Below are 16,781 nucleotides of genomic sequence, written 5' to 3'. Positions count from 1 at the left end.
TGCCGCCTGCTCAGGATTGGAACCCGAAACCTGCAACTCCACTCTTCTCCTTGACCGTGTCGGACATGTTGAACTGCCACCAGATCTATCGAGACTAAGTCATTGTGGCGTAAACGGAAAGAGCCCAGTCACGTCGTGACCGGGCTTTCACCATGCCTTGGTCTCGACTTAGCGCGAGATATGCCAGCTCTTGACCTGGAAAGGCATCAATCCCTCGAGCGGCACGTCGCTCATAGGTTCCTCCATAATGCTCACCGGCCCTTCGTTACGCCATCCTTGCGGTAGCGTCAGCTCAAAGGCACCACGCCGACCGGCGGGCTCGTAGACGCGTAGGATCAAGCCATCATTATCCTCGCTCGGCTTGATCGCCGAGAGAGCCGCGCAGATGCCATCCGTCGTGATCGGCTGCCAGGCCCCCACGGCACGATCCGATACGGCCAGGGCAAGAAGCGGCTGGTTGAGGTCGTCGGCTTCTTCTCGCACGCCACCCTCGTGCCATGGCCCCTCATGTGGCATCAGCGAATAGGTGAAGCTCTGCAACCCCTCATCGGCCAAAGGGTCGGGATAGATGGGCGAACGCAGAAGTGAAAGGCCGAGTACGTTACCCCTGATGCTATGGCCATACTTGGCGTCGTTGAGGATTGCGACGCCGAAGCCGGGCTCGGACAGATCGGCAAAGCGATGCGCAGGGGCCTCGAACATAGCCGCGTCCCATGACGTATTGGCGTGAGTGGGCCGCTCGACGACGCCATATGCGCATTCGCAGGTGGCACGCGCATTGCGAACGGCGACCGCCGTCAAGGTCCTGAGGAAGGCACGGCGGTCGTGCCAGTCAAGCTCGGTTTGGATATCCAGGCGGCGGGAATTGGCGCCAAGCGACAGGATCTGTGTGATGCGCGAATGGCGCCAGCTGCGAACGATGCGGATCGCGGCACGGTGAGCCGTGTTTTCGATCAGCTCGATGCTATCAAGCGCGGTGATTTCCTCGCCACGCGCGGCGTAATCCTCCTCGACGTCCCAGGCGTCCCAGTTGCGCGGCTTGTCGGCCGGGTAGACGAAGAGCCGGTTGCCCGCGCCTTCAAGCGCTTCGCGGCCGCTGGGCTTGTGCAGTATGCTCGAAATCGAGCCGTCCTTGGCTAGCGTCACCCTCAGCGTTTCGTTCTCGAGGTGGCTGCTGCTGGCCGAAAGGCCCGGCTGCGCCTTCAGCGAGGCAATGTCGATGACCGCGATGGCGAGCGGGGCGATGCTGTCGCGTGACGCGACGTGGCTGCCATCGGCAAGCGTCAGCCTGACAGGTCGCTCATCCAGCGACGGGTTGACCACCAGCACGTTGCTGCCGCCTCCCGATGGCAACTGTTTGGCGATGGCCGCCAAAGCGCTTGCCTGCGCGGCCTGGCCGTCGGCGATCACGCCGTCGAGTTCTTCCGCGCTGTCGGCATAGACCTCGGCGATTGAAGATCCCGGCAGAATGTCGTGGAACTCGTTCTTCAAAACAACACGCCATTCTTTCTCCAGCGAGGCCGGCTTCTCGCCACCCATGAGATGCGCCAGTCCGGCAAGGGTTTCCGCAGTGATCAGGCTACGCTCGGCCTTGCGGTGCAGGCGCTTGACCACGCTCTGGCTGGTCAGCGTTGCGCGATGCAGCTCGAGATAAATCTCGCCCTGCCAGGTGGTGAGCTCCTTTTCAGCGGCACTCTTGTGAGCACCCTCGAAAAAGTCGTGCACCTTGGTCCAGCGCGCTGCGGGCAATGCCGGGAAGGCGCGCAGTTGCTCTTCGCGGGCAATCATCTCCGGTGTCACGCCGCCGCCGCCGTCACCATAGCCGACGGCCAGAAGCGTCGTGCCGTGCTTGTCCTTCTGTTGGAAGTTGCGCCAGGTGGGCACGAAACAATCCGGCTGCACAAAGCCGTTATAGCCATGCATCGGGTTGTCGAAGGTGTGCGTTAGCACCCGGCTGCCGTCGAGGCCCTCCCACCAGAAGAGGTCGGCAGGGAATTTATTGGTCTCCGACCAATTCACCTTGATCGTGAAGAAGCTCTTCATCCCGCCTTGGCGCAGAAGCTGTGGCAGGGCGCCGGAGAAGCCGAAGCAATCGGGCAGCCAGCAGACGGTGTGGCGAACGCCGAAGGTCTTTTCGAAGTAGCGCTGGCCATAGAGGATCTGCCGGCTGAGGCTTTCGCCTGTCGGCATGTTGGTGTCGGGCTCAACCCACATGCCGCCGAGCGTTTCCCATTGCCCTTCCTTCACGCGCTCGACGATGCGCTTCAGCAGTTCGGGATCATCCTCGGCGATCTGGTTATAATAATGCGCCGTCGACTGGTTGAAGCGGAAGTCGGACGACTGTTCCATCAGCGAGAGCGCGGTGTGGAAAGTACGGCGCATCTTGCGGCGGGTCTCGCGGTAGGGCCACAGCCAGGCAAGGTCGATATGCGCGTGACCTGTCAGCGCGATCTCGCCCTGCGGCGGGAAGCGTTCGCGCAGTTGCTTCAGCTCCTTGATCAGCGTGTCGTAGGCCGCGACCACGCTGGCGCGCTGTCCCTGGTTCAGGCCTTCGGGCGCGGTTTCGAGTTCGGGCAACTGCCAGATCTTCTGCTGGCCGGTCGATGGCGACATGCGCGCGATATAGGCTGCCGTCGATGACGGCCAGTCGAGCCCGCGCATGGCGGCCTCGGCGATATCGATCAAATGTGGAATGACCTCATGGCCCTCAAGCGTATCGACCGCCTCCGAGATCTGGCGCAAGAGCAGCCAAAGCCGGTCGACCGGCTCGTCCAGCCACAAAAGGTTTGCCCGTTCGAGCCGGGGCGCGCGGACCGGCTCGCCGAACGGCAGACGTGCGACCGTTTCTGACGAGATCGCGAGCCGGCGCGACGTCAGGCGGAATTCCTGGTGATATGGGTCAAGACCAAGGCGCGTTTCGTCACCGGCCTCGTTGGTGATGGTGATGAGGCTTTCGCCGCCAAGATTGAGGCTGAGGCGGGCTTCCTCCACCGGCCAATGTTCCGGCACGCGCGCCGAGGCGGAGAAGCTCACCGTGCCGTCCTTGCGCGGCCATGCGGCGCCGATCGCGATCGGTTCGCCGTCAAAGGTCCAACCGCTGATCTGCACTGTTTCACGGGAGCGCCAGTGTTCGAGTTCCGACATGCGGACGCGGATGCGGTCGAGGCGTTGGGCAAGCGTAAGCGTCATGATCATATCCTGATGTTTGAAAGAAATCAGCCCTTGACGGCACCAGCCGTCATGGCGCCGAGAATGAGGCGTTGGAGCGAAAGAAATGCGACGATGGCGGGCACGACAGACACAAGGCAGGCGGCCGCCAACAACTGAATGGAGCTGTCGTTCTGGGTGCCGGCGTACTGGAAGATGCCGACACCGATCGGCATCAGCGCCTCTTTGCTGATCAAGAGGAAAGGCACAAGAAATTGCGACCAGCCGGCGATGACCGAGATGATGAAGGCAGACGCAATCCCTGGTTTCGCGAGCGGCAGAATGATGCGCCAGAAGACTCCGAAATGGCTGCACCCGTCGATCAGTGCCGCCTCGTCGAGGCTTCGCGGGATGCCGTCGATGAAGCCCTTGAGGATCCATGTGACCATCGGCACGGCAAGCGCGATATAGACCATCGTCGCGCCGAAATGGCTGTCGGTGAGACCGATCTTGGCCATGTAGCGATAAAGCGGGACCATGATGACGAGTGGAGAGATCATCTGAAAGGCAAGCAGTACCATCATCCATGGGCCTTTCCCGCGGAAAGGAAAGCGCGAGAAGGCGTAGGCAGCCGGCAATGCCACGATCAGGCATCCGATCGCGCTCGAGGTCGACAGGATGAGCGCGTTCCAAAGATAGCCAGCGAATTTGTCGGAGGAGAGGATCGCGATGAAATTGTCGAGCGTCGGCGACTTGGGGATCAGCCTGGAGACGCCGAGGAACACCTCCTTGCGGGTGCGCAGCGCCAGCGACAAAAGCCAGACCAGAGGCCAGGCGAAGAAGAGGAAGGTGATCAGCATGAAGAGATAGCTGAAGAGGTCGCCGATGCGTTCCTGTCTCGAATTGATCATACCGGTTCTCCCTTCGGCAGAAAGCGGGCATAGACGAGCGCCAGGCTGAGGCTGATGACAAGCATCAGGATCGACAGCACCGCGCCGGCCGCCAGATCGTAATTCCGGAAGACGACGTTGAACGTGTAGAGCGACAGAACCTCGGTCGCCCGGCCCGGGCCGCCACCGGTCAGCGAGATGATCGCATCGAAGGTGTTCAGCGTCTGGATGGTGATGAGGATCATGTTGACGAGGATCGCAGCGCGCAACTGCGGCAGGGTGATGTAGATCAGCCGTTGCCAGGGATTGGCGCCGTCCATTTCCGCGGCCTCATAAAGCTCCGGGTCTATCGCCTTGATTGCGGCGTACATAACGACCATCGAAAAAGCCGTTCCGCGCCACACGTTGGAGATAACGACCGACCACATGACCATGTTCGGGTCGGACAACCACTGAACGGGCGAGGCCCCGAGCATCCTGAGCAGGCTGTTGAGGCCGCCAAAGGGCGCCTCGTTGAATAGCATCTTCCAGATGATGCCGCCGGCGATCCCGGGAACAACCCAGGCGACCAGCGCCGTGGTGCGCACGATAGTCGAGCCGAACAGGCCGCGTTTTTCGCTGCGCACGACCACCTGCGCAATGAACAGGCCGAGCACCTGCTGAGCTACAACGCTGGAGCCGGTGAAGATGAGCGTCACCCAGAGGATCTGCAGCAGTTCCGGCTTCGAGAGCGTGTTGGCGATCGTTCGCAGCGTGTATTCCTCGTCGTTGCCGACGAGCGAAATGTTGGTGAAGGCAAAGCGGAAGACGTCGATCAGCGGATAGAGATAGAAGACCCCAAGAACCAGGATCAGCGGCATCAGCCAGGGCGCGGGCGAGGGGTAGAACTTTCGCGCGGCAAGCCTGCTTCCGGTAGGCGCAGTCTCGGCCGCAATGCTGAGATTGGTCATCGATCCGTCCGGTCATGTGTCATTGAGATCAGGCAGTCGGTATCGGTGGCGCGGGTGAGGTAAGCCCACGCCACCGATCATCAGCTCAGCTCCGTTTGAAGGCGCTGAGCGAGGCGGTGAAGGCTTCGTCGACGGCGGCATCCGTTGCCTGCGTGCCTGTTAGCACCTTGCCCATCATGATCTGGATCTGGTTGGAGATTTCGGGATAGACGGCAGCACCCGGCCGCGCTTGCCCGACCTTCAGGGCTTCGGCGAAGGTCTTATTTGCCGGCGTCGAGAAGACCTCATACTTGTCATAGAGGTCGGCGCGCGTCGGCAGCTGTTCCTGCAGCGCGTTGGCCGGCCCCATATAGACTTCGCGGGCAAGGTCGGCGCAGACCTTCACCTTGGCGGCATCCTTGCTGAAGGCCGCGACTGTCCAGCCGCCGGTGCCGGTCGAGCGCTCATTGGCGGTCGGGCCGGGAAGGGGAGTGAAGGTCCACTTGGCGAACTCGTCCTCGTCGAGCGCCGTCTTCAGCTGCGCATACTGCCAGTTGCCGCCAACGAAGAGTGCCGTCGTTCCGGCTGCGGCCGCCGCATTGAAGTCGTCATAGCTGCCGAGCGTCGCGACGCGCTTGGGAGCAGCACCCGATTCCACCAGATCACGATAGTAGTTCACGGCCTTGATGAACTTCTCGCGGTTCTCGCCCTCGCCGAAGATCGGCTTGCCCTGATCGTCGACCAGCTTGCCGCCCTGGCCCCAGAAGTTGGCGAGCCAGTCAAACGTCGTGCCCTCGTAGCGGCCACCGTTGAAGAGAATGCCCTCCATTCCCTCTTCGACGGAATGCAGCGCGGCCTTCTTCAGGTCATCCCAGGTCTGAGGCGCGTCGGGAACGATCTCCTTGTTGCGGTAGAGGACGCGCAGGTCGGTCGACCACCACCAGGCATAGATGTTGCCGTCATCGCCGGTGATGCCCTCGCGGATGAACGGGAACAACTGGCCGATTTCTTCCTTGCTGAAATAGGGCGAGAAGGATTGCAGCACGCCGGACTTCTTGAAGAGTGGCAGCACGAAGGAATCGACCGCAGCGCAATCGGGCGCCGAACCGGACTTCGCCTGCTCGAGCATGCGCGCCTGCTCTTGGCCGATATCACCAGACATCATCTGTAGCTCGATCTGCCAGTCCGGGCGCTTGGCGATGAAGTCGTTGAAGAGCTTGCTGTAACCCTCGGCATAAACGGGCTCGTTGTTGCGCGGCCCGTCTGTCGTCATGCGGAAAATGAGCTTGTTGGGCGCATCGGCCTTGCCGACGATGTCGCCCGTGATCAGATCCTGAGCCGCCGCGATAACAGGCGCGGCCAGGAACGAACCCGCCAGAAGGGCGAGCATGATTGCCTTGTTCTTCACCAGTATTTCCTCCCGATTCAGGATCCCATCCGAGCCGCTGCCTCCACAACAACGGATCTCCTCCGATCCGTTGACTAGATTAAGTCGCTTTTCTTTTGTGTCAAGCAGGTCGAAAACGCTCCGTGATTGCACGCACGACGACAAGTGAGAAAACGCGGGTGCGTGCGATGTCGGAAAAGGTCCGACCCAGGTTGATCTAGAAGTCGGAGCGGTCGCTGCTTCTCGGATCGGAGACCATTTTAAGGCGATAGATGTCGCCCTTTCGCGCTAGTGCACGCCACGGCCGTGCCTTTTGCAGGGCAATCTCGTAGCGTGGATCGCGGCGGTCCAGCTCGGCGATCGTAAGATCCAGTTCCTGGGCCGGGATGCATCGCGCCGTCCATTCACCATCCGGTCCGATGATCCCGGCTGGACCTTTGTGGGATTTCTGTGTGGGCGTTGATGCGCCGATCCACAGGCAATTCAGCCCGGCATGTGCCCTGAGTGCGATCTGGAAGTACTCGGCAACTCCGTAAGACGAGAAGAGCACGCCATCCACGCCCATTCGCTCATAACTGGAGAAGACTTCTGGAAACTGCGATTCGATGCAGATGGCAAAGCCAAACCGATAGCCATCGACTTCCACCGTCACGGCATCGTTGCCGGGCGTATACCACCCTCCTAGCTCGGCGTTCGACAGAAAGCGCTTGTCATTTCGCGTTGTCAGATCACCTTGCTCGCCGATGACGTAGAGGCAGTTGTGCGGAGGGACGCCGTTTGAAAGCCGGTGCGCCCCGCCGATGACCGCAAAGATCCCGCGCTGCTGGCAAAGCGCGGCAATGGCCCGCAGCTCCACCTCCTGTGTTCGCCAATCAAAGCGCGCCCACTCTTGCGGGGTTTCGATCTGGAACTTGGAGTAGCCCGATAATGCGCCCTCGCAGAAGGTGATCAGTCGAGCGCCACTATCGGCGGCACGCGCGATCATCGATCGTATCGTGCGCCCGTTTGCCTCGATATCGGGGGAGACAAAGGTCTGCGTCGTGGCAAGTCTCAATGCGTCTCTCCTCGTGGTGTGTCAACGCGCAATGTCTCCCCGTTCGACGGGCGATGAAACCCCAATTGAAGCATGCCGCACCGTTAGCCCATACGAGTTGTTGATCTCAGGAAGGTTCTCAGAACAATAGACTAAGGATTTCAACCCACCGGGCAAACCGATTAAACCAAGTATCCGGTGGACAAGCCTTCCGCCCTTGCATCTGCCGCAGCAGCAGAGCATTTTGAGACATGCTCAAAGTCATGGTGGAGAAGTCAGATGGGCGCAGTTCACCGATTCGTATCCGGCGGTGTCGTAGTAATCTTGGCCGCGCTCACGTCCGCCTGCACAACGGGGCCCAACCATAATCCGGCCGACAATTACTACAACCCGCGAACGTCAGCGAACCCGGCTTGCGACGCTGGGTTCAGGCCGACCAACAACTGGACATGCAGCTACTGACGTCCACGCCGCTGCAATCACTCTTTTAATCATCGGCCGTATGGGCATCTACGCGGACCCGTTGTGAGATGCAAAAAAATTGGCATGGCTAAGCCACGAATTAGTCATGCGATGCCGCGAGCGCAATCGAATCGGCGACCTCGGTGCAGCGATCGGACAGTGTCGCGGTCGCCACGCGCAGGAAGTTTCCCGGCAGTAGCGAGAATTTTGCGCCCGGATGCACGGCAATTCCGCGCGCCGCGAGTGTTACCATCGCGAATGGCTCCGAGGAGACCGGCACCCAGGCTGACAGACCGGCACCGTGCGCGGCGTTTATGTTTCGGTCGCGCAATGCCTGCACCAGGTCGTGGCGACGCCTGGCGTAAATCTCGCGCGCCGCTCGCACAGTCTCCTGCGTGGCAGGGTCGCGGATAAGCCAGGCGCCCGCTGCCTGCAGGATGCGGCTTGTCCAACCCGCGCTGAAGCTTCGGAACGACTGGATCTGCTCGACGATCGCCCGCGAGCTCGACAGTGCAGCCAGTCGTAGATCAGGGCCGTGGGTCTTTGAAAAGGAGAATATGTGGATCACCCGGTCAGGGAAGATGTCTCCCATAGATTGCCGTGGCGCATCGGAGATGTCCCCGACGCCGTCATCTTCAACGATCAGCGTATCAGCGCCGCGCAGCACGTCGGCCAAGCCTTGCATGCGTGCAACCGTGACGGTTTGGCCAGTAACCGAATGAATACGCGGCTGGAAGACAAAGGCGACGGGACGATAGGCCATGGCTTGGCGCAATGATGAAGGTAGTGGGCCTTCGTGGTCGCACTCGACCGGGATGATACGCGCGCCGCGATCCTCCAGGATATCAAGGAGGCGCATCGCCGTGGGGTTCTCGATCGCAACCGCTGCGCCAGGCATGACAAGTGCGTTCATCAAAGTGTAGACCGCGTTGTAGCCGCCGTTGGTGGCGAGAAATGCCTCCGGCTCATAAGGCCATGTTTCTCGGACCGCCGCCTCGAGCTCGGGCAGAATGCGGTTGCGCTCATAGCTATTCAGGTTTTCTGCCGATGCGCCGTACACCATGGCAGCCTCAAGTTTCGGCAGAAGAGTGACGTCTGGAACGGCTGCCGTCAGGTTCAGCACCTCCTCACCGTAGTTACCGGAACTTGCCAAGCGCTCCGGCTTGGCGACAAAGCGGTCGCCGCTGACCCATGTCCCATTTCGCCCACGGCCGCTGATGATCTTCTGGCGCCGTAATTCGCTCCATGCCTCGGAGATTGTTGCCGGGCTGATACCCAAAGCAAACGCGAGATCGCGAATGGCCGGGAGCTTGGTGCCGACGGGCAGGGCGCCGCCACGGATCAGGGCGCTGGTCTCGAGTGCGATCCCCCGAATCGTCCGATCGGTTATTTTTTGGGCAAACCAGGTTGCATCCCGAATGTCGCTCATTTTCGCACCATAATTAATGTTCAATAACGTAATAACATTTGATCAGGTCTATTTGAACATTTAACGATGCGCCAGACAAGAAATTTTGAGAGTGAATGCAGATGCCGATCACACTTCGCCTTGCCCTTCGCGACTGGGACTACATGACCCCTCTCATTCTCGGCGACGTCTCGTCGTCGAAGCTCGACGTCAAGGTCGAGCGCATCGGTACCCTGGTCTCGCATGTTGGTAAGAGCGACACCTGCGACGCGGCCGAAATGTCCTTCAGCCGTTACACCCAGCTACGTTATGACGGCGATCACAGTGTCGTAGGCATCCCGAACTTCATCATGCGTGGCTTCCGCCATCGCTGTGTCATCACCATGAAGGACAGCCCGATTACCGAGCTGTCGCAACTTGCCGGCAAGCGTATCGGCGTCACCGGCTGGCGCGACTCTGGCAATACCTGGACACGCGCTGCGGTGCGCCGTGAAGGCGTTCAGGTCGAGGATGCGATGTGGTATGCTGGTCGCCTGACGGAAGCGCATCCTGTTGTCGATCGGCTCGATGGCTTTGGCCGCCCTGGGCTCATTGAAGCCGCCCCCGGCGAACGTCCGATGGTCGATCTGCTGCGCGACGGTCAGCTCGACGCGATTTTCACGCCGTTCATGCCGGATGGTTATTTTGCCAATGGTTCGCCGTTCCGGCAGGTTCTTTCTGATTTCCGTGGCGCCGAGCGTCGATATTTCGACGAGGTGGGATATGTACCCGGCATGCACCTTATCGGCATCAAGGCGGAGATCGTGGAAGAGAACCCCTGGATCATTGCCGAGCTTAGCCAGCTGATCGAGGAATCGCAGCGCATGTGGCTGAACAAGCGCCGCAAATATGCAGATACGTCGCCGTGGATGTTCGATGAGCTCTTGAAGACCTCTCTCGAACTCCCTGCGAACTGGGATGAAAACGGCTTTGCCGCCAACGAGAAGATGATCGCCGATTTCTCGGCCGAGCTGCACGCCCAGGGCATTCTCGCTCGCGAGATGACGCCCCTGGAACTCTTCCCGTTCGACACCGACGGCAGCCGCACGGATGCCAACCTCTAACCGCATGCAACCACGACAGCATTAATAAGGGGAATGAACATGTTGCTGAAGAAAATGACCTATCTCGTCTTGGCAAGCGCCGTGGCCACCGGTGCCGCATTGGCAGAGGATGCCGCCTTGCCCAAGCCCGCGCTCAACGCCGCGTTGCATGACAAGCTGCCTGACGCGATTAAGACCTCGGGCAAGATGATCTCCGTTAACAACGGTTCGTTCCCACCCTACGAAATCGTCACCGGCACCGTCATGTCCGGCGCCAGTGCTGATCTGACGGAAGCCCTGAGCGCGGTCCTCGGCGTCAAGATCGAACATGAGACGGTCGGTGGCCTGCCGGCGCTGCTCGCCGGCGTTAACTCCGGTCGCTACCAGTTCGCTTTCGGCCCTGTCGGCGACTACAAGGACCGCGAAGCGTCCAACGACTTCGTCGACTGGGTGCAGGAATTCGTCGTCTTCGCGACCCTGAAGGGCAACCCCAAGGGCATCAGTTCGCTCGACACGGCCTGTGGCCAGCGCATCTCGGTCATGGCTGGTGGTTCTGCCGAGCGCGTGATCAAGACCCAGTCGGACAAGTGCAAGGCAGACGGCAAGGACGCGGTTGAAGTCCAGTCCTACACCGACCAGCCGAGCTCGATCCTTGCCGTACGTTCCAAGCGCGCAGATGCCTTCTTTTCCTCCCAGGCGCCGCTCACCTATTTCGTTAGCCAGGCCAACGGCCAGCTCGAACTGACTGGTGTCGGCCAGAAGAATGGCTTCGAGGATATCTTCCAGGGCGCCGTCGTTCCCAAAGGCTCGCCGCTCGGACCGATCCTGATCGACGCCATCAAGGTACTGATGGCCGACGGCAGCTATGCTGCCATCATGAAAAAGTGGGGCCTTGAGAACAACATGATCAAGGAACCCGGTCTCAACCTTGGCGGACAGCTTCCAAAATGAGCACCAACCCCAACACAAATGCACCGCCTTCGGGCGGTGCTGACTTCCGCGACGTCGTTACCGCGCATACGCCGTTCAGAACGGGACGCCTCGTTCTTTGGGCGATCATCGCCATCGTCGTCCTCGATTTCGTCTGGATCGTCGCCAACAACGAGAATTTCGGCTGGCCGGTCGTTGCCCAGTATTTCTTCGACCCGACAGTGATCAGCGGCCTTTATGTCAGCCTTGGCCTGACGGTTGTCGCGATGATCCTCGGCGTCGCGCTCGGCCTGATCATCGCAATCATGCGCATGTCGAACGACCGGTTGGCTAGCGGCTTCGCCTCGCTGTTCATCTGGTTCTTCCGTGGCACGCCGCTGCTGGTGCAGCTGATCTTCTGGTACAACATGTCGACCCTGTTTCCGCAGCTGTCGATTACCATTCCATTTGGCCCGTCGCTCATTAGCTGGGACACCAACGCGGTGATCACGCCGATGACGGCCGCCATTGTCGGCCTGGCACTCAACGAAGCGGCCTACATGGCCGAGATCATTCGCGGTGGCCTTCTGTCGGTCGATCGCGGCCAGGCGGAAACCGCTGAAGCCTTCGGTATGACTAAGGGCAGGGCACTTCGGCGGATCATTATACCGCAGGCGATGCGCTCAATTGTACCGCCGACCGGCAACCAGCTAATCAGCATGATCAAGGCGACCTCGCTCGTCAGTGTCATCGCCATGGCCGATCTGCTCTATTCGGTGCAGTCGATCTATAACCGCACCTTCGAGATCATACCGATGCTGCTGGTCGCAGTCATCTGGTACCTGCTCATCACATCGGTGCTCAATATCGGACAGAGCTACATCGAAGCCTATTATGGCCGTAGCGAACGCCGCAACGGTGCAACGGCCAAGCCGGCAGCCGTCGCTGCTGCAGAGGAGGCAAGTCATTGACCGCCGTCTCCAACACCAAGCCGCTGGTCCAGGCGCGCAATGTCCACAAGTCCTTCGATCATCTAGAAGTACTCAAGGGCATCGACCTCGACATCATGCCAGGCGAAGTCGTCGTTGTCCTAGGTCCGTCGGGCTCGGGAAAGTCCACATTTCTGCGCTGTATCAACCACCTTGAGTCCATCCAGAAGGGCTACATCGAGGTGGATGGTGAACAGATTGGCTACCGGGTGCACAACGACCGGCTGGAGCGGCTTTCGCCCAACGGCATCGCCCGGCAGCGCCGCAAGATCGGCATGGTGTTCCAGCAGTTCAATCTTTATCCGCACATGACGGTTCTGCAAAACATCATCGAAGCGCCCGTGGGCGTCCACGGTGAAAAGCGCAAGGACGCGATCGAAAACGCCAAGCAGCTATTGCAGCGTGTCGGCCTGTCGGAAAAGGCCGATGCCTATCCCCGTCAGCTCTCCGGCGGCCAGCAGCAGCGCGTGGCAATCGCCCGAGCGCTTGCGATCAAGCCGAAGTTGATGCTTTTCGATGAGCCGACTTCGGCACTGGATCCAGAACTCGTCGGTGAGGTGCTGTCGACGATGCGCGATCTCGCCAAGCAGGGACTGACCATGATCGTCGTCACTCACGAAATTGGCTTCGCCCGCGAAGCTGCCGACCGGGTGGTGTTCATGGACGGTGGCGTCGTGGTCGAGCAGGGCAAGCCCGAAGACGTGATCGGCAATCCACAGCATCCGCGCACGCAGTCCTTCCTGTCGCGCTTTCTGTGACGTCCGGCTAATCCGGCCGAGCGCCACTCTTGACGCAAACGAAGACCCGACCGGCCCTGTCAAGGGGCCGGTAACGGACCACGCACGCAAAGAATTGGAACGGACATGACCATCGACAACGATTTCGCCCGCCTTTCGGATTTCGAGCCTATGGACGCCGAACTGCGTGCCATCCGCCAGCATCTTCATGCCCATCCCGAGCTGTCGTTCGAAGAGACGGAAACCGCCCGCTTCGTCGCCGAAAAGCTCGAGGGTTGGGGCTATGAGGTGACGCGCAACGTTGGTGGCAACGGCGTCGTCGCCCGCATGACACAGGGCGCCGGCAAGAAAAGCATCGCGATCCGCGCCGACATGGACGCGCTGCCGATCACAGAGCAGACGGGGAAGCCTTATGCCAGCCAGGTTCCCGGCAAGATGCATGCCTGCGGCCACGACGGCCACACGACCGTGCTTCTCGGTGCTGCCGAGTATCTGGCGCGCACCCGCAAGTTCAACGGCACGGTCAATCTGATTTTCCAGCCGGCCGAAGAGGCTGGCGGCTTTAGCGGCGCTCAGGCGATGATCGATGACGGCCTGTTTGAGCGCTTCCCGTTCGATGCCATCTTCGGTCTGCACAACCACCCTGGCGCGCCCGAGGGCAGCTGGCTCATGCGTTCGGGCCCGCTGATGGCGGCGGCTGATACGGTCGAGATCAAGATCACCGGCAAGGGCGGCCACGCATCGCGTCCTCACCTGACAATCGACCCAGTCGTCGTCGCGTGCAATCTCGTCGTCTCACTGCAGTCGGTGATTTCGCGCAACGTCGATCCGACACAGACGGCTGTCGTCACGGTCGGCGCAATCCATGCCGGTGAAGTCGCCAACGTCATCCCCGAAAGCGCAAACATGCTTTTGACCGTGCGCTCGTTCGATCCCAAGGTCCGCGAGATCCTCGAAAAGCGCATCCGCGCACTGACGACGTCGCTCGTCGAAGCTTTTGGTGCCACCGTCGAGATCGACTACGCCTATGGCAATCCGGTCGTGGTCAACTCGGAAAAGGAGACGGAGTTTGCCCGCATGGTGGCCGAGGAACTTGTCGGCGAGGGCAATGTTGCGCTCTGCCCGCTTATTCCGGGTAGTGAAGATTTCTCTCACTTTCTCCAGCACAAGCCCGGTAGCTTCCTGCGCCTCGGTAACGGCATGAATTCGGCAATCCTGCACAGCGCAAAATATGATTTCGCCGACGATAGCCTGACGGCGGGCGCGGCGATGTGGGCGCGTCTTACCGAACGCTACCTCGACGCTTAGTCGTCCGCTCGCCGAGCCGTCCATGATAAAGCGGTGCGGCACGGTTCCTCCCAAGAAACGAAGAAGGGGCGCCCAAACAGGCGCCCCTTCTTCCATGTCATACAGGTCGTCGCGCTGATGCGCGGTCGGCCGGGACATCCATTATTGGCTGGACGAGGCGCCGGACTTGTCGGCAGCAACCTGCGTCTGCGCCATCGCCTTAACGAGAGCCACGATCTTTTCGCGCAGCTGTGTGTCTGTGATCTTGATGAACGCCTTGTTGAGCGCGAGCCCTTCCTTGGAATGCAGGAATTCCGCGACAGGATCTGTCGTCGCCGCCAGATCGAGACCGGCGAGCGACAAAGGCTCTGAAGGGTCCTGTTGAAAGAAGAAACTTGGTGTGGTGTTCAAAACCTCGGCGATGCGTTGCAGGCGGCTCGCCCCGATCCGGTTCATACCCTTTTCATACTTCTGCACCTGCTGGAACGTCACGCCGATCTGCTCGGCCAACCGTTCCTGGCTCAGTCCCAGCAACTGCCTGCGCATTCTGACCTGAGAACCCACATAGCTATCGATTGCATTCGGTGTCTTTGCATTCATCCTGTATTTCCTATGCTGGAACCAAAGCGAAACAGTCCCCGGCAAACCGGCTCTATCCAGCAACAACAGTTTGTCTTAGCAAGCGTTCAATTTCAACCTCAGGATTATGACGATAAGGTGATCTGTGCAAAAAAAGCCTGAAGATGCGCGCTCGACGTGTGCTGCTTTCAATCTCTACCGCGAAAGCGGATAGGCCGGATTACCCGGTGAACAATCTTCAGCGTTCGGTCGGGCTGGATCATGTAGGTCTCCTCGACCTCCTGTCCGTACTGGTCGATAAAGCTGTGCGGGAACGTAGAACCAATGGGCGACTTTGTGAGCTTCGTCCGCGGCTGGCCACTATAGATGATGCTGCCGGGAATTGGCGTCAGCCCCGGGGCGGAATAGTCCTTACCCGTCGTGCATCCTGCCAAGACGACCAGGGCGATCATTGCAACCGCAGTCAGTTTCATCGCGCTCTCATATCTTTGCTTCGCTTATCCGTTGCATATATGGTTGCGGTCCGGAATAGACAGGCGCTCAAGGCTTGTACCGGTTGTTTTTTGATGGCGGTCGCACGCCGCCACCGAGGCTCGCTTGTTCGAGCGTCCAAACATGCGGTCGACGGCTAGAGCAGTCCGCGTTTTGCCAGATTGGCCATCAAGGCGCCGATGCCAAACGTCCAGGGCGGGCAGTCATTCGAGCGGCGAACCGTATTGACGAGTGAGCCGAGGCCGAGCGACGAAATCTCCACGACATCACCGATCTTATGGGTAAAGCCCTGGTTCGGCGTGTCGCGGTCTTTGGTTGGCGCAAACAGCGTCCCGAGAAACAGCATGAACCCGTCGGGATACTGGTGATGCGCGCCGCAGGTCTGGCGGACGAGATCGGTCGGATCGCGGCTGATCTTCGACATCGAACTTGTGCCGTGAAGCACAAAGCCATCTTCACCGGTCACCTTCAGGTCGAGCTCGGCGCTGCGGACCGCATCGAGATCGAAGCTGTCGTCGAGCAGGCGAATGAAGGGTCCGATCGCACATGAGGCGTTGTTGTCCTTCGCCTTGCCGAGCAGCAGCGCCGATCGCCCTTCGACATCGCGCAGGTTGACGTCGTTGCCGAGCGCCGCCCCCCGGATCTCGCCGCGGCTATTGACCGCGAGCACGATTTCCGGCTCCGGATTGTTCCAGGTCGAGACCGGATGCAGTCCGACATCGGCACCCCAGCCGACGGAGGAGAGCACCGGCGCCTTGGTGAAGACTTCTGCGTCCGGGCCAATGCCGACCTCGAGATATTGCGACCACATGCCTTCCTCGATCAACGCCTGCTTGACCTTGGCAGCATCGGGAGAGCCGGCCTTCAAATTGTTGAGGCTGCCGCCGATCAGCGTGCTGACACGTTCACGGATAGCGGCTGCGCGATCAGGATTTCCCGCAGCCTTCTCCTCGATAACCCGCTCGATCATTGACTGCGCGAAGGTGACACCACAGGCCTTGATCGCCTGCAGGTCGACAGGTGCTTGAAAATAGGGGTGAGTCTCATCCGGTTTGCCAGAGCTGTTTGCGGCGATCTCCTCGAGCGTTCCAAGTGACTTGCCGTTCGCCGAGCGGACGAAGGCGACAAGATCAGGTCTCTCCAGGAGCGCGCTCATCGTGGCGACAGTTTTCGAGGTGATATCAATCACCTGTTGATCGCGGACCGTGACGAGGCTCGGGCCTCCAACGTCAGGGTTCCAGACACGGCCGACAAACAGACCACCCGAGGCGGCGGCGTCGAGAAGGGTATAAGACATGATATTGTTCCGTCACGCGAGCGATGGACGCGCTCTATGAGCCAGGGATGCGCCGCCCTCCAACCCAGCGGCAGCAAAATCGATCACATTCGTGAGCGCCGGGCAAGGCCGGATTGCACGGAGGACGGTCGTTTGATGGCGCGCATGGGCCGG

Annotated in this window: 14 protein-coding genes; 5 read left to right on the top strand and 9 right to left on the bottom strand. The window is 60.3% G+C overall.

What is annotated here, in order from left to right:
• Positions 1–168: 168 nt before the first annotated feature.
• The 6 genes from QTL96_RS08235 to QTL96_RS08210 form a co-directional block, all read right to left on the bottom strand.
• Positions 169–3,189 (bottom strand): glycoside hydrolase family 38 C-terminal domain-containing protein, encoded by a 3,021-nt coding sequence (locus QTL96_RS08235; RefSeq protein WP_289727367.1) that lies wholly within the window; start codon positions 3,187–3,189, stop codon positions 169–171.
• A 26-nt stretch (positions 3,190–3,215) separates the two neighbouring features.
• The gene (locus tag QTL96_RS08230) at positions 3,216–4,058 is read right to left on the bottom strand and encodes a carbohydrate ABC transporter permease (RefSeq protein ID WP_112819043.1); all 843 of its coding nucleotides are present in this window, start codon (positions 4,056–4,058) and stop codon (positions 3,216–3,218) included.
• Positions 4,055–4,987 (bottom strand): sugar ABC transporter permease, encoded by a 933-nt coding sequence (locus QTL96_RS08225; protein WP_113197945.1) that lies wholly within the window; start codon positions 4,985–4,987, stop codon positions 4,055–4,057. The genes QTL96_RS08230 and QTL96_RS08225 overlap by 4 nt, the downstream gene beginning before the upstream one ends.
• Positions 4,988–5,072: 85 nt before the next feature.
• Complete coding sequence (locus tag QTL96_RS08220) at positions 5,073–6,356, bottom strand: extracellular solute-binding protein (protein ID WP_289727425.1); 1,284 nt, start codon at positions 6,354–6,356, stop codon at positions 5,073–5,075.
• 214 nt (positions 6,357–6,570) lie between these two features.
• On the bottom strand, positions 6,571–7,407 hold the full coding sequence (locus QTL96_RS08215) for a carbon-nitrogen hydrolase family protein (RefSeq protein WP_289727366.1): 837 nt from the start codon (positions 7,405–7,407) through the stop codon (positions 6,571–6,573).
• 541 nt (positions 7,408–7,948) lie between these two features.
• Positions 7,949–9,277, bottom strand: coding sequence for a PLP-dependent aminotransferase family protein (locus QTL96_RS08210; RefSeq protein WP_289727365.1), 1,329 nt, complete (start codon positions 9,275–9,277; stop codon positions 7,949–7,951).
• 101 nt (positions 9,278–9,378) lie between these two features.
• Here QTL96_RS08210 and QTL96_RS08205 point away from each other — a divergent pair, with 101 nt between their 5' ends.
• The 5 genes from QTL96_RS08205 (at position 9,379) to QTL96_RS08185 (ending at position 14,281) form a co-directional block, all read left to right on the top strand.
• Complete coding sequence (locus QTL96_RS08205; RefSeq protein WP_289727424.1) at positions 9,379–10,359, top strand: nitrate ABC transporter substrate-binding protein; 981 nt, start codon at positions 9,379–9,381, stop codon at positions 10,357–10,359.
• 39 nt (positions 10,360–10,398) lie between these two features.
• Positions 10,399–11,289, top strand: a complete 891-nt coding sequence (locus tag QTL96_RS08200; protein ID WP_289727364.1) for an ABC transporter substrate-binding protein — start codon at positions 10,399–10,401, stop codon at positions 11,287–11,289.
• Positions 11,286–12,218 carry an amino acid ABC transporter permease gene (locus QTL96_RS08195; RefSeq protein WP_289727363.1) on the top strand — a complete coding sequence of 311 codons (933 nt, stop codon included), beginning with the start codon at positions 11,286–11,288 and terminating at the stop codon, positions 12,216–12,218. The genes QTL96_RS08200 and QTL96_RS08195 overlap by 4 nt, the downstream gene beginning before the upstream one ends.
• The gene (locus tag QTL96_RS08190; protein ID WP_113010690.1) at positions 12,215–12,994 is read left to right on the top strand and encodes an amino acid ABC transporter ATP-binding protein; all 780 of its coding nucleotides are present in this window, start codon (positions 12,215–12,217) and stop codon (positions 12,992–12,994) included. The genes QTL96_RS08195 and QTL96_RS08190 overlap by 4 nt, the downstream gene beginning before the upstream one ends.
• 105 nt (positions 12,995–13,099) lie before the next feature.
• Positions 13,100–14,281 (top strand): M20 aminoacylase family protein, encoded by a 1,182-nt coding sequence (locus tag QTL96_RS08185; protein ID WP_113010691.1) that lies wholly within the window; start codon positions 13,100–13,102, stop codon positions 14,279–14,281.
• 141 nt (positions 14,282–14,422) lie between these two features.
• On the opposite strand, the gene QTL96_RS08180 is transcribed toward QTL96_RS08185, so the two are convergent.
• The 3 genes from QTL96_RS08180 to QTL96_RS08170 all read right to left on the bottom strand — a co-directional run bounded on the left by QTL96_RS08180 (position 14,423) and on the right by QTL96_RS08170 (position 16,628).
• On the bottom strand, positions 14,423–14,860 hold the full coding sequence (locus QTL96_RS08180) for a helix-turn-helix transcriptional regulator (protein ID WP_112941962.1): 438 nt from the start codon (positions 14,858–14,860) through the stop codon (positions 14,423–14,425).
• 167 nt (positions 14,861–15,027) lie between these two features.
• On the bottom strand, positions 15,028–15,312 hold the full coding sequence (locus QTL96_RS08175) for a hypothetical protein (protein ID WP_289727362.1): 285 nt from the start codon (positions 15,310–15,312) through the stop codon (positions 15,028–15,030).
• Positions 15,313–15,467: 155 nt separating this feature from the next.
• Entirely contained in the window at positions 15,468–16,628 is a 1,161-nt protein-coding gene (locus tag QTL96_RS08170) for a fumarylacetoacetate hydrolase family protein (protein WP_289727361.1), read from the bottom strand.
• Positions 16,629–16,781: the final 153 nt, after the last annotated feature.

The organism is Rhizobium sp. S163 (assembly GCF_030380805.1).
Taxonomy (GTDB): Bacteria; Pseudomonadota; Alphaproteobacteria; order Rhizobiales; family Rhizobiaceae; genus Rhizobium.
This window is presented reverse-complemented; position numbering and strand designations above follow the sequence as displayed.

Coding starts and splice junctions, on each gene's coding strand:
- QTL96_RS08235 (WP_289727367.1), bottom strand. CDS start 3,189: ATGACGCTTACGCTTGCCCAACGCCTCGACCGCATCCGCGTCCGCATG.
- QTL96_RS08230 (WP_112819043.1), bottom strand. CDS start 4,058: ATGATCAATTCGAGACAGGAACGCATCGGCGACCTCTTCAGCTATCTC.
- QTL96_RS08225 (WP_113197945.1), bottom strand. CDS start 4,987: ATGACCAATCTCAGCATTGCGGCCGAGACTGCGCCTACCGGAAGCAGG.
- QTL96_RS08220 (WP_289727425.1), bottom strand. CDS start 6,356: ATGCTCGCCCTTCTGGCGGGTTCGTTCCTGGCCGCGCCTGTTATCGCG.
- QTL96_RS08210 (WP_289727365.1), bottom strand. CDS start 9,277: ATGAGCGACATTCGGGATGCAACCTGGTTTGCCCAAAAAATAACCGAT.
- QTL96_RS08205 (WP_289727424.1), top strand. CDS start 9,379: ATGCCGATCACACTTCGCCTTGCCCTTCGCGACTGGGACTACATGACC.
- QTL96_RS08200 (WP_289727364.1), top strand. CDS start 10,399: ATGTTGCTGAAGAAAATGACCTATCTCGTCTTGGCAAGCGCCGTGGCC.
- QTL96_RS08195 (WP_289727363.1), top strand. CDS start 11,286: ATGAGCACCAACCCCAACACAAATGCACCGCCTTCGGGCGGTGCTGAC.
- QTL96_RS08185 (WP_113010691.1), top strand. CDS start 13,100: ATGACCATCGACAACGATTTCGCCCGCCTTTCGGATTTCGAGCCTATG.
- QTL96_RS08180 (WP_112941962.1), bottom strand. CDS start 14,860: ATGAATGCAAAGACACCGAATGCAATCGATAGCTATGTGGGTTCTCAG.
- QTL96_RS08175 (WP_289727362.1), bottom strand. CDS start 15,312: ATGAAACTGACTGCGGTTGCAATGATCGCCCTGGTCGTCTTGGCAGGA.
- QTL96_RS08170 (WP_289727361.1), bottom strand. CDS start 16,628: ATGTCTTATACCCTTCTCGACGCCGCCGCCTCGGGTGGTCTGTTTGTC.